Genomic DNA, 14,323 nt, shown 5'->3' on the forward strand with positions numbered 1-14,323 from the left:
CCGGTCCGAACCGATGAGTGATGAGAACGGTGCCCCTGCTCTCTGTCGTTCGGCGCTTGCCGCGCGCGATAGCATGATCGAGCAGCTCTGTGCCTTGCCGCCGATCGCGACGGCGCTCGATGCGATCATCGAACGGTTCGGTGTCGATCAGGTCGCCGAAGTCACCGGCCGTACCCGCCGCCTGATCGTCGGACGCGATGGGTGCCAGGTGCTCCAGTCGCGCTCTCCGCGCGCCAATGTCGCCGAGACGCGAGATTTTATGGACGGAACCAAGCGAATTCTCGTTTTCTCCGATGCCGGTGGCACCGGCCGCAGTTATCATGCCGACCTTGCGGCAAAGAACCAGATGCGCCGGGTCCATTTCCTGCTTGAGCCGGGCTGGCGGGCCGATGCCGCAATTCAGGGCCTTGGCCGTACCAACCGCACCAATCAGGCATCGGCCCCTCTGTTCCGCCCGGTGACAACCGATGTGCGTGGCGAACGTCGGTTTATATCGACCATTGCACGTCGGCTAGACAGCCTCGGCGCGCTAACCCGCGGGCAGCGCCAGACAGGTGGGCAGAACCTCTTCGATCCTGCCGACAATCTCGAGAGCACCTACGCCAAGGAGGCGCTCCATCGCTGGTTCGGCCTGTTGTTCGCAGGCAAGCTGGAAGCCGTTACGCTTTCTCGGTTTGAGGAATTGAGCGGGCTCAGGGTCGAAGGGCCCGACGGCGGGATGGTCGATGACCTGCCAACAATCCAGCGCTGGCTCAATCGCATCCTCGCATTGCCGATTGCTTTGCAAAACGGGATATTTGACGAGTTTCTCGGCCTCGTCGAAGCGCGGATCGATGCAGCACGCCAGGCCGGCACGCTCGACATTGGGGTCGAGACTATTGCGGTAGAGCATTACGAGGTGCTGACCGACACGCTACTGCGCACTGATGCGCTGTCGGGTGCGACTACGCACCTCCTGGAACTCGAGATCGCCCGCGCGCTCAAGCCATTGCGTCTCGAACGACTGGAAGAGCTCTACGGCTTTTCAGGTTCGCGTCAGCAACTTCTGCGTAATGCGCGCTCAGGCCGGATCGGGCTGCTGGTCCCAGCGCGAAGTCTGCTCACCGACGAAGGTACGCGTGTGGCCCGCTTCGAGCTTGTCCGCCCCTTGAAGCACGGACACATCACTGCCGATCAACTCGAGGAGAGCAACTGGGAAGCGGTGGATCCAACCGAATTTCGCCGCCTGTGGCAGGTGGAGGTCGATGACGCCGCCTCAAATCACAAGCGCGAGCGCCTGCATCTTGCAACCGGCCTACTGCTTCCGGTGTGGGACAAACTACCTTCCGACTATGTTCGCGTCAGCCGGATCTCGGCGCGAGACGGACGCTCGCTATTAGGTCGGGAGGTTCCGCTCCATTGCGTGCCCGATCTGTGCCAGGCGCTTGGGCTCGAAGACGAACATGCCTTTTCAGTAGAGCAAATCGTCGATGCGGTGCTCGGGACGGGGCGACCGATGCAAATCAAAAGCCGCGAAGCGCTTACGCTCAAGCGCAGCCTCGTCAATGGCGCGCAGCGGCTCGAACTGGCTGGTTGGTCGGCGTCGCGCCTCGACTGGTACAAGGCACATGGGTGCTTCACCGAGATCATACGCTATCAGACGCGACTTTTCGTCCCGACGACGAGCGCGGTGGCGGTCTTGGCGGGACTTGTCGGATGAGGCAGTCCTATATTGCCAATTGGCATCCAAAGTGATATATGATGCCATATGGAGAATGCTCATGTTGGCACTGCAACCCGTTGATACCGTCCCCCATGCCTTCCGGCCCGATCCTGTAACCCAGGAGGAAGCAGCGGCCATGTTCCGCGCCGTGCTGAACCTGTTTGGGAAATGGGAAGTAACGGACGAACAGGCAGCGACTCTGCTCGACATGCCGGTTCGCTCCTATCGGCGCTGGAAAGCTGAGGGGCCGGGCCGTGTCTCGCGCGATGGTGCGGCGCGGCTCTCCAACCTGATGGGTATCCACAAGGCGCTGAGGATCATCTTTTCCGAAGCCCAACGTGGCTACGCCTGGATCAAGGCAGGTAACGCCGCCTTTGCCGGAGCGAGTGCGCTCGACGTCATGCTTGGCGGCGAGCTGACCGATATCATGCGGGTGCGTCGCTATCTTGATGCCGAACGTGGTGCCTGGTGATTGATCCCAAGGTGATTGCGGTTGCCCAGGTCGAGTGGAAAGGTGCTGTACGGATTATCCGCAGTGCCTTTCCACCGATCGACCTGTTCGAAGATATCGCAGACCCCGCAGATTGGCCGCTGCTGATCTCTGCCGAGCAAAAGACCAATCCCCGCATCATGGCGACGATCGGCAATCTCGATCTCGTGCCAACTGATCGCCGGGTAGGGGGCAACGGCGCATCCTATCTGATGGCCCCGTTCACGCATGTCAGCACTGACCGGCCCAGTCGCTTCACCGATGGGACCTACGGCGTCCTATACGCGGGCAATGCATTTGAAACAGCGCTGTTCGAGACAATCCATCACCATGCCCGCTTCATGGCTCGCACTGTAGAAGCCCCAGGCTGGACATCACAGTTTCGTGAGATCATCCTTTCGGTAAGCGCTGATCTTCACGATCTCAGGAGCCTTGCCGCAGGTGATCCCGCGCTTGATCCCGACAACTATGCTGCATCGCAAGCCCTCGCTGTTGATCTCAAAGGGGGCGGGGCCGAAGGTCTTGTCTATCCGAGCATCCGGCATCCGGGTGGTGAATGTGTCGGCTTGTTCTACCCGGATTGTGCATCCGACCCCACTCAGGGACGTCACCTCGACTACCACTGGGACGGAATGGGTGTCGATCTTGTTCGAGACGCTGGTACAGGGGCGGTGTTTCGGCTGGTGGGTTCTGCTTGAGCGAAAGATCCACGGCGAGCAGGCCAAAAGGCAATCCAGCTATGAAACGACATCCGCCCAACTTAATTTCAACGAAGTGCCCTTCACCTTAGGCAGGGCTTTGCGGTCGATCAGCTTGCCCTGCACCTCAAAGTCAGAATCAATCTTCACGATCAGGACCTTGCTAAAGTTGCGCTTGAGATTGAGCGTAATTGTATCGTTGCTCTTGAAAGGCGTAATCGTCTTCACTTCAACGAAGTGATTGCCAATTTTGCCGTCCGACCCTTGTGCGTAATTCCGGTGCAGTTTGAGCCCGTGAGTGATGGCCCCATAGAGTTCACCGAGATCGCCATACACCTGAAGGTGGCTGCCCGTGAGCTCGTAATAGTTCTGCGCAACAGCGAGCAAGTCTTGAAATATCGGAACCAGATCGACGTCGAGGTTCGGGAACCGGGCTTCGAACTCCAAACGCGCCAGATGTGTGTTGATCTCAGTCCAGGTAATCCATTCACCATCGTCGTAAATGGCGTTGTCTTCGTTCCACATGTCTGTTGGGCCGTGCATCATATTGGCGTGACATGCCATCTTACCAGTAAATGACTGGTTTCCCTATTAACGACTGCGCCCATAGAAGAGGAAAGGAAGCTTGCTTCTGACTGAGCCGAAGGAGCGTCGATGGTCGATGCTTGAGCTCGCAATCAGGAGTAAGTCCCATGATCAAGTCGATCCCGCTGACCAAGTTGGTCCAGTCCCCTCGCAATGTGCGCCGTCACGGTGACCCCGCCGCAGATTCCGAACTGAAGGCGAGCATTGCAGCCCACGGGTTGTTGCAGAACCTCATCGTTCGGCCTGCGGCTCGCGGCAAATTCGAGGTTGAAGCCGGAGAGCGACGCCGGTGCGCCTTGCTGGCGCTTGCCGAAGAGAAAGTCCTGCCGAAGGGCTACGAGGTTACCTGCCTCGTGCTTGAGGACGATGCGGAAATCGCAGTCGAAACGAGCCTGGCCGAAAACTTCCATCGCCTCGCGATGAATCCAGCCGACGAAGCGCAGGCGTTCGCTGCCCTTATTGATGCTGGTGCCTCGACGGAAGATGTCGCGCGCCGCTTCGGACTGACGGTCCGCTTCGTCGAAGGCCGGCTGCGTCTCGCGACCCTTGCACCCGTCGTCTTCGATGCTCTGGCATCCGGTGAAATCACTCTCGATCTCGCCAAAGCCTTCGGCGCGACCTCCGATCAAGAAATTCAGGCTCGCGTCTATGAACAGTCGTCCTCGGGCTATTATGCGCCCAGCGCCGACAGCATCCGGCGCATGGTGCTCTCCGGCACGGTTCGCGGCAGCGATGCTCGGGCCCGTCTTGTCGGTCGCGACGCATATACCGCTGCAGGTGGCCGGATCGAACGCGAACTCTTCGACGACGATGACAGCGAGTCCTGGGTTGATGTCGCGCTTCTCGAAACGCTCGCCGCAGAGGAGATGGAAAAGCGCGCCAAGGCGCTCGCAGCAGAGCAGGGGCTTGCCTGGGTCAAGCCGACGCTTGACGCCTATGCCAGTCACGATCTCGTCGAAGGCCTCATTCGACTTCCAGCCGAGCCGGCTCCTTTGACTGACGCCGAACTGGCCCGCCTTGACGAGCTCGATGCCTCGTACGACGAGCATGCGGCCATTCTTGAGGACGAAGACAGCGCCGAAGAAGCAATTGCTGCGGCCGAGGCGACGATCGAAGCGATCGAGCGCGAATGCCAGGACATTCGGGCAAAGCCCCCGGAGCTGGCACCCGAACTGAAGGCCGATGCCGGAATGATCCTCGTTCTCTCGCGCGACGGCACACCGGTTCTCCAGCCGGTGTTCTACGGCGAGCGCGACATCGAAGTCGTTGGTGACGAAGATGTCGTCGAAGTCGTTGCGAGTGTCGGCATTGATGGCCAACGCCGTGCAGCGCTTTCCAAGCGTCTGGTCGACGAACTTGCGATGCAACGTCGTGACGTGCTCGCGCTCCACGTGGCATCGGATCCCGGCCTTTCGCTCGACATCATGGTCTTCACCCTCGCGGATGCCGACACACACGACTGGCGGTCACGCGCGGCAACGACCCTACGCGGCGGCGTCCCCGCGGGTCCGATTGTCGGGTTCGAAGCGAAGGATGCGCCAGCAAGCGCATCCCTTGCGGACCTGCGCTCGGGTCTCGATGAGAGTTGGCGATCTGGCGAAGACGTTTCGTCGCGCTTCAAGATGTTTCGGACACTCGCTGATGAAAGTCGCGCAGCATGGCTCGGCTTCGTCGTCGCTCGCACACTCGAGGCGAGCCTCAACATGGCAGGCGAACGTCAGATCACGTTCCAGGATCATCTGGGCAGCACGATCGGCATCGACATGGCGCAATGGTGGCGTCCGACCGCGGCAAACTACTTCGACCGCGTCTCGAAGCAGGTCATCCTTGATGCGCTCACCGATGTTGGCGGTCTGGAACTGTCCTCACGCTTTGCATCGGTGAAAAAGGGCGATCTCGCGATGAGCGCCGAGCGCGTCTTCGCGGGGACCTACATCACCGAGGTCGAAGTTCGGGAAAGGGCCCTCGCCTGGGTGCCCGAAGTCATGCGCTTTGCCGACCAGCCGGGAATTCCTGCCGATAACGAAGCGCAAAGTCCCGACGCGGATTTCGTCGCCAACGACGACAATCAGCCCCCGAGCGAGCTGGCCGCCTGACCTCCTCCTGACAGGAACGGCTGCTCGCCACCGTGAAGCGGTCCTCCGGCACATGCCGGGGGGCCGCTTCCTTCATGGAAAGAGAGCGGAGGGGGCTCCGGGATCTCCGGCACTGACCGACGGAACTGTCGTCAGGCCATTTCAGGAGATCCAACATGGCCTATCGCAAGGGACAAAGCGGCGGAGTGTCGCCTGCTACCCGTATCACCCAGGAAATCATCGCCCGCCTCGAGTCCGGCACGAAGCCCTGGATCAAGCCATGGCGCGGTGTGCCAGTCTCGCGCCCATTGCGGGCGTGCGGCATCCCTTATCGCGGCATGAATGTATTCTGGCTCTGGATGGTTGCCGACATGTGCGGTTACGCCTCGCCGTTCTGGATGACCTACAATCAGGCCAAAGAACTGGGCGCACAGGTGCGCAAGGGTGAAAAATCCACCATCGCCATCTTCTACAAGAGCTACACCAAGGAAGTAGAAGCACCCGAAACCGGCGAAAAAACCGACGAAAGTCGTCGTGTGCTGAAGGCCTATCCGGTTTTCAATGCTGATCAGGTCGAAGGTCTGCCCGAGCGTTTCCATCCCGCTGCGACGCTTGAGGTGGTGGAACCCGAGGGCCGTCAGGCTGAACTCGACTCATTCTTTGCCCGTATTCCGGCCGTGCTGCGGCATCAGGGCGACGAAGCCTATTATGAGCCAGTGGCTGACCGGGTGACAATGCCGCCCTTGCATCTCTTCTCAAGCTTCGACCACTATTACGCGACGCTCGCGCACGAGCTATCGCATTGGACCGGTCATGCCAGCCGCCTCGACCGTAATCTCAAGAATCGATTTGGTTCTGCAGCTTACGCTGCCGAGGAACTCATTGCCGAACTTTCGAGCGCCATGCTCGGCGCTGAACTCGGTCTGCCAGTCACACACTTGGATAGCCATGCGAGCTATATCGAGCATTGGCTCAAGCTCCTGAAGCAGGATGACCGTGCCATTCTCACCGCTGCCGCAAAGGCGGAGGAAGCATCAAGGCTTCTGCTCAGACTCGGGGGACGGACCTCTGCCGATGATATTGACGAAGCGTCTGCCGACGCTGCGCTGGCCGCTTGAAGGAGGGCATCATGGGCCGATCGGTCAGCTATCCCAGCGGGGCCATTGTCGCCTTCACCGTGCTCGAAGTCGAAAACGACGACGACTGGGACTTCGAATATGAATGGCTCCGCGAGGATCTGCGCGAGCGCGCAGGGCAGGCATTCCCTTCCCTGATCGCGCACGACGGTTGGCGAGGCCGCGAAGACCGTATCCTCATGCGCAATGCCTATGCGGATTTCGGCGTGTCGGTTTACGCCGGCCTGATTGCGGTGTGGATCGTCGAGCGCGACGATGGCGCCTATTGGGATGCCGATTGGCGCACGGCCAGATCGCCCAGAGCACAACGCTGGCTGTCCCAGATCGCCTCGCGCTTTGAAGCGTTGTTCGGCGACTACGTCTGCCTCGGTCACATGTCGAACGGTGAGGGCGTCTACGCAAAACGGGTGGCCTGAATGCGCCCTCACTCGTGAGTGAACACATGTACCAGTCCTGACTGACGAAGCCTGCATGTGCACTCATGGTCTGAAGCCATGCGAGAGAGGCCCTGGGCCAGCCGCCAGTCTTCCGCAACCCGGCTTGCGCAGGCCCGAGTTGGCCCGGCCCTGTGGGCCGTTGGCCTGCCCGCGCCAGCCTGCCCAAGCGGGTTTCCCCTGTCGGGTGCGGAGACTGCCTCAAGCTGGCCCCGACGGGCTCTCGCTGGCGCAGCCATGAGCGGGTGCGTCAGCCTCACGCCAGTCAGGAGGACAATCCCCATGCACTCATCATTTTCAGACCAACTTGCCGGCCTCGATCTTTCCGGTTTTTCGATTGGTCCTGCCCCGGTTTCCACCAATGATTTTCCGGTCCACGATGCGGTCGTCCAGACGCTCGAAGCTGTCTGGTCCGATCTATTTGCGATGGTCTCTGGGACTGCGCTGGAGGCCGATGCCGAGGATCTCGGCTGGGCGTTCGTCAACATCTTCCACCGTTCCGCGACGCGGAAATCGACCGCAGTCGACCGCGCAACCGACGAAGTCCGAGCGCTTCTGGCCACTGCCGATGGATCCGAAATTCACACCCATGAACTCGAGACCCAGGTTGAGCGTGCGCAGTGTGCCGAAGGGGCCATGATCGCTCTCGAAGAGATGCGCGAGGTGGCGGCTGCCCTCTATCTCAACGAATTCGGCTCCTCGTGGAAGCCCGTGTCGAGTTCGCGCTTCAATCACAGCGCCATGCTGACTTCCGCGCTTGTGGAGGGCCGCGAGTTCGTCCGAGCCCGGTCTGAAGCCAAGCGCCGCGCCGCCATGCCAGAAGGTACGCCGGTGATCTTTGCCGGTGGCCGCACACGCCATCCAAACGAGCAGGACGCGCTCACCTTTGCCAACAATGTCTGGGCTACTCTGGACAAAGTCCACGACCGGGTTCCTGACATGGTGCTTGTCCATGGCGGTGATACCAAGGGCGTAGATCGCCTGGCATCCTCGTGGGCGGAACGACGCAACGTCCCGCAAATCAGCTTCTCCCTCGACATGCGCCTGGGCGCGCGCGCAGGCTTCAAGCGCAACGAGCGTATGCTCTCGCTCGACCCCCGTTATGTCGTCGCCTTTCCCGGAAACGGGGTCCTGGAGCGCCTCGTCATCGAAGCCAAATCCCGTCGGATTACCGTCGTTGATCGCCGCGGTCCGCTTGGAACTTCTCCCAAGCGCGCGGCTCAGGATACCGACTGATGCGTCCGGCATCGCGCCAGCGCCATCGGCGCTGGCGCAGGCCGTCAGAGGAAAGAGATCGCCTGTTATCGTGGGCAAGACGATCGGTCCTTGCCCTCACATTGCAGGAGAAATCTGATGACTGATTTTCAGGCGATCATGGCGGATTTTGCTGTCCGCCAGGCCGAGCGCGCGGCGCAGGCACAAAGTGAAATCCAACGGCTCAAGGCAGCTATCATTGCCCCGCTGCGCAATGCCGAAATTGCCCGCGTAGAAATCCGTTTCGATGGGTGCGGCGACAGCGGTGCGGTCGAAGAATGCGTCTTCTCTGACGTCGGCGGGGCGAGTGTTCCGTGTCCCGAAGTGACGATCGACTGTGCTGGAGAAGGCGACGACCAGAGCCTCAATTCCGCCCTCGTCGAATTACCTGCGGATCTCAGGCTTTCGCGCCTGGGTCGCGGTCCCACCCGTTGGTACGTACGGAGCATCTGGGAAGAATATACCGGCTGGTTCCGGCAGGATCTGACGTCCGAACTCTACGCCAGCCCAGGAGTTTCCATTGGCCCGATCCTGGCCAAGATGCTCGGCGGGCCCGACGCGCTTGCCGCCAAGGCCGAGGAGCTGCGCGCCCAGGGCGCGCTCGAACAGGCGCTGCACATGATCGAGCTGGCCATCGCTGCTGCTGGCGAGAGCCCGGCCGTGCGACAGATCGAAGCGCGAATCCTGGTCGACCTCATCAATGCCACGGGCGGGGAAGGCTTCGACGAGATCGGCTGGCTCGAAAGCAAGTTGCTCGATGCCCGCGAAGTGATCGAGCGAACGGTTGGTAATCTGAACTAAAGATACAAGCCGGAAGTCGGGGCTAGGGCCGGCTTATGGGCAAGGCTGCGATCCCTGCCGTGTCGCTTTCTCGATCTCGAGCAACCGGCGATAGATGAAATCGATCTTGTCGTCGGTTTCCGTGCTGGCCGCGTTCAGCGCCAGAACGGGCATGACGAACGTCCGCACAACGCGGCAAGCTTCGTCGTTCGTCGCGAAATGTCTGCGGCTGAGTTCGAATATCTGCACGAGTAACCAGCGGTGCAGTTCCTCGAACGGTGCGGGGCATCGGCATATTCCGTCGGCTTTGGCCTGCCGTAAGAGTGGGGCCAGGGTCTGATCGGATGCATCCTTCATCGCCGAGGCAAGCAGGTCGAGAGACGGATCCGACAGGCCGCGTTCCAGTTCGCGTTGAAGCCAAGCGTGGCGATGCGCTGCCAGAATGGCGAAGACGATCAGCTGCTCGATCCGCTCGACGAATGGTGCGGGGCTGATGGCAAGCTTTCGGCATTCTTCGATATCCGCCGACAGCCGTTGCCGCAGAAATGCAGCCATGATGGAATCGCGGCCGCCGTGCCTGCGGTACAACGTGGTCCGCGCAATGCCGGAATGGCGAACGATATCGTCGAGGGTGACGTTGTCGAGCCCGCGTTCTTCGACGGCTTGCTGGATCGATGCGATGAAGGCGACTTCCTCGGCGTCAAAATTCGATGTCGGGGCCGATTGTCCGGCGGCAAGCGATGCATTCATGTCATTTCACCTCCGTTCGACCGTGCCACAGGCTGCTCGACAAGCAAAATTATGGTTGCCTTTATTGCCAATGGAATGCAAAATAAAAACCGTTCCATATTCTGGAACGTAGATGGATTGCCGCTTCAGACTATATTGGTGCCTGGGGCAATCAAAATGTCGCTTGGTTCGATCGACGGGTTGGAGAGATTGCATTTGCCATGACTGAAGCCGTTGTCCCGTTTCAGATCGACGTCCCGCAGTCAGAGCTGGACGACCTGCATGAAAGGTTGATCCGCACGCGGTGGCCTGAGGCCGCAACAGTCCGCGACTGGGGGCAGGGCGTGCCGCTCAACAGGATGCGCTCGCTTTGCGACTATTGGGCCAACGGCTATGATTGGCGCCGGTGCGAGAGTATGCTCAACGGCCTTGGCCAGTATCGTACGAATGTAGACGGACTGGGCATCCATTTCCTGCATGTTCGCTCGCCAGAGCCCGATGCCTTGCCGATGATAATGACGCATGGCTGGCCGGGATCGGTCCTCGAATTCGTCAAGTTGATCGGCCCTTTGACCAATCCCGTCGCTCATGGTGGCGACGCGAAGGACGCCTTTCACCTCGTACTGCCCTCGCTGCCCGGATACGGATTTTCCGACAAGCCGGCAGAGCAGGGCTGGGGTCCTGATCGGACCGCGGCGGCATGGGCCACTCTCATGCAGCGTCTCGGTTATGACCGCTGGGTGGCGCAGGGTGGCGACTGGGGCAGCGTGGTGACGCGGGTGCTTGGCGCAAAACAAGCGCCAGGATGCCTTGGCATTCACCTCAACCTCGCATTCGTCCCGCCGACCGCGGAGGACATGGCGACCTTGACGCAGCAGGAACAAGCGATGCTGGGCAAAGCCAAGTTCTATCAGGACGAGGGCAGCGGCTATGCGAAGGAGCAGTCCACTCGTCCGCAGACCCTCGGCTATGCGCTCAACGACAGTCCCGTCGGTCTGGCGGCGTGGGTATACGAGAAGTTGCAGGAATGGACCGATAACGACGGTGACGTGGCGAGCATCCTGACCGTGGACGAGATGCTGGACAACATCACCCTCTACTGGCTCACTGGAACCGCCACGTCATCCGCCCGGTTCTATTGGGAGAACCGAGTGACGCCCGCGGGCTCAGAGGTTGTCAACATGCCGACCGGGATCACCCAGTTTCCGGGCGACATTCTGAATGCGTCGCGCCGTTGGGTCGAACGTTCCTACGCCAACATCATCTGGTGGAGCGAGCAGACGACGGGCGGCCATTTCGCAGCGTGGGAGCGACCGGACATTTTTGCGCAGGAAGTCAGGAACAGCTTCCGCCAATTGCGATGAAGCCGCTCTCCTGCCGTATTTGATGATTAAGGAAAGAGATTGACCATGCGCGTTCGGCAACCTGATTTCGACTTTTCCAACACTCGCGCTCATTGGGCGCGCAATGTAGAGTTCGCGCAGACGCAGAATGCTGCCTCTCTCGGCATTCCTGCGCTCGAAAAGTTCCTGAACCGCGTGATGGCCAAGGCGCGTAAGGAGATCCACGGCGACGATCCCGCCTCAGTTGCCTTGCGCGCAGATATCAAGACCTTCATCAAGCAGGAATCCTGTCATACGGCTGCACATGAGGCTGCAAATGCCGTGCTGGTGAGGGACGGCTACGACCGTATTCCGGAACTGGAGCGCGAGATCGAAGCGCACTATCAGCGCCTGTTTGAGACCAAGTCACTCGCTTTCCTTACCGCCTACTGCGAAGGGTTCGAAACGCTTGGGCCGGCATCGGCCATGTCATGGTGCGGAGACAGCCTGGATCCCTATCTGGAAGGGTCCGATCCCAACATGGAGATGATGTTCCGGTGGCATCTTCTGGAGGAATTCGAACACCGTCACGTGTGCTACGACGTTTTCAAGCGGATTCACGGTGGTTACTGGATGCGGATCTATGCATTTTTCTACCAGCTGTATTTCTTTGGAAAATATGCCGGAAAGGTGAAGAAGTACCTGCTTGAGACTGATCGCGCGGGCATGACCGAGGCCGAGTGCAAGGCATCGAAGAAGCGCGAGAAAGGGGTAAGCAGGATGCTCGCCAAAAGCATTCTCGGTAACCTGCTCAAGGTTCTGTCACCGTCGTACCGTCCGCATGACCTGCCGGTGCCGACGCGCTGGAAGAAGGTGGAAAGCACCATCGATGCCGCATGGATCAAGCCTGCACGGACCCAGTCGCCATCGTCGTCAGTTTCAGGGGCGGCGGCAGCAATACAAGCCTGATCGAGGCAGTCTGAGGACGGGGCGGGGGCTTGCCGCATATTGCGAATGCCGCGTATCCGGCTGCACCGTATTCCGCTTACGGGCGACATTGTGGATTGATGCGGTCAACGACAACCGGCATCGTCGAGTGCGCTCGACGCCTCGCTTTATCCTGTAGGACGTGTGCATGACTGATCGGCATGAAGGTTCGGACCGCGACTTCCATGCGTCGCTTGACGATCCGCGGCAGGAGACGGACATAGTCGACCTGCTTGACGTCGCGCCCGTTTCCCAAGGACTGTTTCGCGGTCGGCGCAAGATCGGCGGTACCGGGCGCATCTATGGCGGCCAAGTCGTAGCCCAGGCTCTCGCAGCGGCCAGCAAAACGGTGCCGGGCGACCGCTCTGTCCATTCGCTGCATGCCTACTTCCTTCGCGGGGGGATTGAAGACTACGAGATCGACTATTCGGTCGAGAGCGATTTCGACGGGGGCAATTTCGCGAACCGCCGCGTCATCGCGACGCAGCAAGGTCAGGTTCTCCTCAACCTCGTCGCGTCTTTCTCGCGATTGTCCAGGGGGCACCATCACCAACTGGCCATGGCGGCAGTTCCGCAGCCGGAAGAGCTGGATCCTGTGCATGTGGCCGTGAGCCGCCATCCCGACGCTGGACAGAAGGATCGATGGTATTTCTACATGCGCAACTCCCCGATCGAGTTGCGGCCTGTCGGCGCGCTTCCCTACATGCCGGACGATGATCGATCTGCTCGGATCAGGTTCTGGTTCCGTGCCGCGAACGATGTGGAGGCGCCGCAATGGATGCACCGCGCGATCGTGGCCTATGCCAGCGACCTGGCGATGATTGCGACGGCGGCCAAGCCGCATATCCCGTTCGACATCCAGGTGGCCAGTCTTGACCACAGCTTGTGGTTCCACCGCGATGTTCGTGCGGACGAATGGTTGCTGACCGTAATCGACAGCCCATGGGCGGGCGAAGGCCGCGGTTTGGCGCGAGCATCGATATTCGTTTCCGACGGCCATCTGGTCGCAAGCGCGGCGCAGGAATGCCTTATGCGCGACCGTGCGATGCGTTGACGGGCGCGGTTGCACCTAACGTAACGGCTGGCGGCCTTCCAGCGCGAGGTCCACGAAGTGGCGCAAGGTTCTGTCTGCATCGATACTGGCGACCGAATCCGGGTTCAGAACCGGCCAGACATGAGCAACACCCGGGACCGCGACCAGTTGGAACTGCACGCCCGACACGAGCATGCGGTTTGCCAGGGCGAGCGCGTCATCCGCGAGAACCTCGTCAGAGGCGACAAGGATCGTCACCGGGGGTAAGCCACTCAGATCCGCGAACAAGGGCGAGGCGAGCGGGTGCCGGGAATCCTCGCCTTGCAGGTACCACTTCGCCGCGTTCTCGGCCGCCTCCTGCGAGAACAGCAGGTCACTTTGGGCGCACCGGCTGTAGCCGTCCGATGTTATCGTCATGTCTACCCATGGCGACAACATCAGGATGCCAGCGACCGGAAGTGGGCGCCGCATGATCGATGCAAGGGCCAGGGCCAGGCCGCCACCAGCGGAATCGCCGGACAGGAAGATTGGCAGCGGACAGGGATGGTCAGCCAGCACGTCTATCACGGCGATCATTTGGCGGACGGCGGCCGGGAAAGGATTTTCCGGCGCGAGGCAATAGTCCGGCACCCAGATTTCAGCTTCAATCGCTTGGGCAAGGCGAGTCGCGAATTCGGCGTAATGGGCCGCGCTACCGCAGAAATAGCCGCCGCCATGCATGTGGACGATTCTGCATCTGGGCTGTGGCACGCTCGCAACCAGGCAATCGACGTTTGCGGCGATCTCCCAACTTACGTCACCGGCACCTTCCGGGATCGGAATTCCTGCTCGAAAAGTTCGCTGTTCTTCCGTCGCTTCGATGCCCGCGCGCAGGGCCGGCGGTTCGTCGCGAAATATGCTTGCCTTGCGAACCACACACCTACTCCTATTGCTGCGATTAAGCGTGAGGCCGGGCGGTACTGTGTCGTTGGCGAAATACGATATAATACTAGGCGGACCATAGCGGCTATAGGGCGTGATCCAATGATCACATCTGTATTCGGAGAAGTGCAAACGTAGATTTATTGGGAGTAGCAACGGGGGTGTCTGTTCACCGGT

The 14,323-nt window shown here is 60.4% G+C and carries 14 protein-coding genes; 11 read left to right on the forward strand and 3 right to left on the reverse strand.

Annotated features, from left to right (window positions below):
• The first annotated feature begins 13 nt into the window (after positions 1-13).
• From AB433_RS07730 to AB433_RS07740, 3 genes are all read left to right on the forward strand, one after another.
• The gene (locus AB433_RS07730; RefSeq protein ID WP_425389122.1) at positions 14-1,699 is read left to right on the forward strand and encodes a strawberry notch C-terminal domain-containing protein; all 1,686 of its coding nucleotides are present in this window, start codon (positions 14-16) and stop codon (positions 1,697-1,699) included.
• A 61-nt stretch (positions 1,700-1,760) separates the two neighbouring features.
• Positions 1,761-2,174: an MbcA/ParS/Xre antitoxin family protein gene (locus AB433_RS07735; RefSeq protein ID WP_047823591.1), complete on the forward strand. Its 414-nt coding sequence runs from the start codon at positions 1,761-1,763 to the stop codon at positions 2,172-2,174.
• The gene (locus AB433_RS07740) at positions 2,171-2,890 is read left to right on the forward strand and encodes an RES family NAD+ phosphorylase (protein WP_047820580.1); all 720 of its coding nucleotides are present in this window, start codon (positions 2,171-2,173) and stop codon (positions 2,888-2,890) included. Before AB433_RS07735 ends, AB433_RS07740 begins: the two co-directional genes overlap by 4 nt.
• A gap of 39 nt (positions 2,891-2,929) precedes the next feature.
• Here AB433_RS07740 and AB433_RS07745 read toward each other — a convergent pair whose 3' ends face one another.
• On the reverse strand, positions 2,930-3,415 hold the full coding sequence (locus AB433_RS07745) for a hypothetical protein (protein ID WP_082135037.1): 486 nt from the start codon (positions 3,413-3,415) through the stop codon (positions 2,930-2,932).
• Between the two features lie 167 nt (positions 3,416-3,582).
• Here AB433_RS07745 and AB433_RS07750 point away from each other — a divergent pair, with 167 nt between their 5' ends.
• From AB433_RS07750 to AB433_RS20800, 5 genes are all read left to right on the forward strand, one after another.
• The gene (locus AB433_RS07750; protein WP_047820581.1) at positions 3,583-5,571 is read left to right on the forward strand and encodes a ParB/RepB/Spo0J family partition protein; all 1,989 of its coding nucleotides are present in this window, start codon (positions 3,583-3,585) and stop codon (positions 5,569-5,571) included.
• Between the two features lie 155 nt (positions 5,572-5,726).
• Positions 5,727-6,668: an ArdC family protein gene (locus AB433_RS07755; RefSeq protein ID WP_047820582.1), complete on the forward strand. Its 942-nt coding sequence runs from the start codon at positions 5,727-5,729 to the stop codon at positions 6,666-6,668.
• Positions 6,669-6,679: 11 nt separating this feature from the next.
• On the forward strand, positions 6,680-7,102 hold the full coding sequence (locus AB433_RS07760; protein ID WP_047823594.1) for a hypothetical protein: 423 nt from the start codon (positions 6,680-6,682) through the stop codon (positions 7,100-7,102).
• 300 nt (positions 7,103-7,402) lie between these two features.
• On the forward strand, positions 7,403-8,356 hold the full coding sequence (locus AB433_RS07765) for a DUF2493 domain-containing protein (protein WP_047820583.1): 954 nt from the start codon (positions 7,403-7,405) through the stop codon (positions 8,354-8,356).
• Positions 8,357-8,473: 117 nt separating this feature from the next.
• Positions 8,474-9,175 carry a DUF6878 family protein gene (locus AB433_RS20800; protein WP_169749319.1) on the forward strand — a complete coding sequence of 234 codons (702 nt, stop codon included), beginning with the start codon at positions 8,474-8,476 and terminating at the stop codon, positions 9,173-9,175.
• Positions 9,176-9,208: 33 nt separating this feature from the next.
• Here the strand turns inward: AB433_RS20800 and AB433_RS07775 are convergent, their stop codons facing one another.
• On the reverse strand, positions 9,209-9,904 hold the full coding sequence (locus AB433_RS07775) for a TetR/AcrR family transcriptional regulator (RefSeq protein ID WP_047820584.1): 696 nt from the start codon (positions 9,902-9,904) through the stop codon (positions 9,209-9,211).
• Positions 9,905-10,104: 200 nt separating this feature from the next.
• On the opposite strand from AB433_RS07775, the gene AB433_RS07780 reads away from it, so the two are divergent.
• The 3 genes from AB433_RS07780 (at position 10,105) to AB433_RS07790 (ending at position 13,246) form a co-directional block, all read left to right on the forward strand.
• On the forward strand, positions 10,105-11,247 hold the full coding sequence (locus AB433_RS07780) for an epoxide hydrolase family protein (RefSeq protein WP_047820585.1): 1,143 nt from the start codon (positions 10,105-10,107) through the stop codon (positions 11,245-11,247).
• 45 nt (positions 11,248-11,292) lie between these two features.
• Positions 11,293-12,174 carry a metal-dependent hydrolase gene (locus AB433_RS07785; protein WP_047820586.1) on the forward strand — a complete coding sequence of 294 codons (882 nt, stop codon included), beginning with the start codon at positions 11,293-11,295 and terminating at the stop codon, positions 12,172-12,174.
• Between the two features lie 166 nt (positions 12,175-12,340).
• On the forward strand, positions 12,341-13,246 hold the full coding sequence (locus tag AB433_RS07790) for an acyl-CoA thioesterase (protein ID WP_053059050.1): 906 nt from the start codon (positions 12,341-12,343) through the stop codon (positions 13,244-13,246).
• Positions 13,247-13,261: 15 nt separating this feature from the next.
• Here AB433_RS07790 and AB433_RS07795 read toward each other — a convergent pair whose 3' ends face one another.
• Complete coding sequence (locus AB433_RS07795) at positions 13,262-14,140, reverse strand: alpha/beta hydrolase fold domain-containing protein (RefSeq protein WP_053059051.1); 879 nt, start codon at positions 14,138-14,140, stop codon at positions 13,262-13,264.
• Positions 14,141-14,323 lie beyond the last annotated feature (183 nt).

The sequence above is a fragment of the Croceicoccus naphthovorans genome, from assembly GCF_001028705.1.
In the GTDB taxonomy this organism is placed as follows: domain Bacteria; phylum Pseudomonadota; class Alphaproteobacteria; order Sphingomonadales; family Sphingomonadaceae; genus Croceicoccus; species Croceicoccus naphthovorans.

Coding starts and splice junctions, on each gene's coding strand:
- AB433_RS07750 (WP_047820581.1), top strand. CDS start 3,583: ATGATCAAGTCGATCCCGCTGACCAAGTTGGTCCAGTCCCCTCGCAAT.
- AB433_RS07735 (WP_047823591.1), top strand. CDS start 1,761: ATGTTGGCACTGCAACCCGTTGATACCGTCCCCCATGCCTTCCGGCCC.
- AB433_RS07730 (WP_425389122.1), top strand. CDS start 14: ATGAGTGATGAGAACGGTGCCCCTGCTCTCTGTCGTTCGGCGCTTGCC.
- AB433_RS07775 (WP_047820584.1), bottom strand. CDS start 9,904: ATGAATGCATCGCTTGCCGCCGGACAATCGGCCCCGACATCGAATTTT.
- AB433_RS07785 (WP_047820586.1), top strand. CDS start 11,293: ATGCGCGTTCGGCAACCTGATTTCGACTTTTCCAACACTCGCGCTCAT.
- AB433_RS07755 (WP_047820582.1), top strand. CDS start 5,727: ATGGCCTATCGCAAGGGACAAAGCGGCGGAGTGTCGCCTGCTACCCGT.
- AB433_RS07780 (WP_047820585.1), top strand. CDS start 10,105: ATGACTGAAGCCGTTGTCCCGTTTCAGATCGACGTCCCGCAGTCAGAG.
- AB433_RS07790 (WP_053059050.1), top strand. CDS start 12,341: ATGACTGATCGGCATGAAGGTTCGGACCGCGACTTCCATGCGTCGCTT.
- AB433_RS07765 (WP_047820583.1), top strand. CDS start 7,403: ATGCACTCATCATTTTCAGACCAACTTGCCGGCCTCGATCTTTCCGGT.
- AB433_RS07760 (WP_047823594.1), top strand. CDS start 6,680: ATGGGCCGATCGGTCAGCTATCCCAGCGGGGCCATTGTCGCCTTCACC.
- AB433_RS07745 (WP_082135037.1), bottom strand. CDS start 3,415: ATGTGGAACGAAGACAACGCCATTTACGACGATGGTGAATGGATTACC.
- AB433_RS20800 (WP_169749319.1), top strand. CDS start 8,474: ATGACTGATTTTCAGGCGATCATGGCGGATTTTGCTGTCCGCCAGGCC.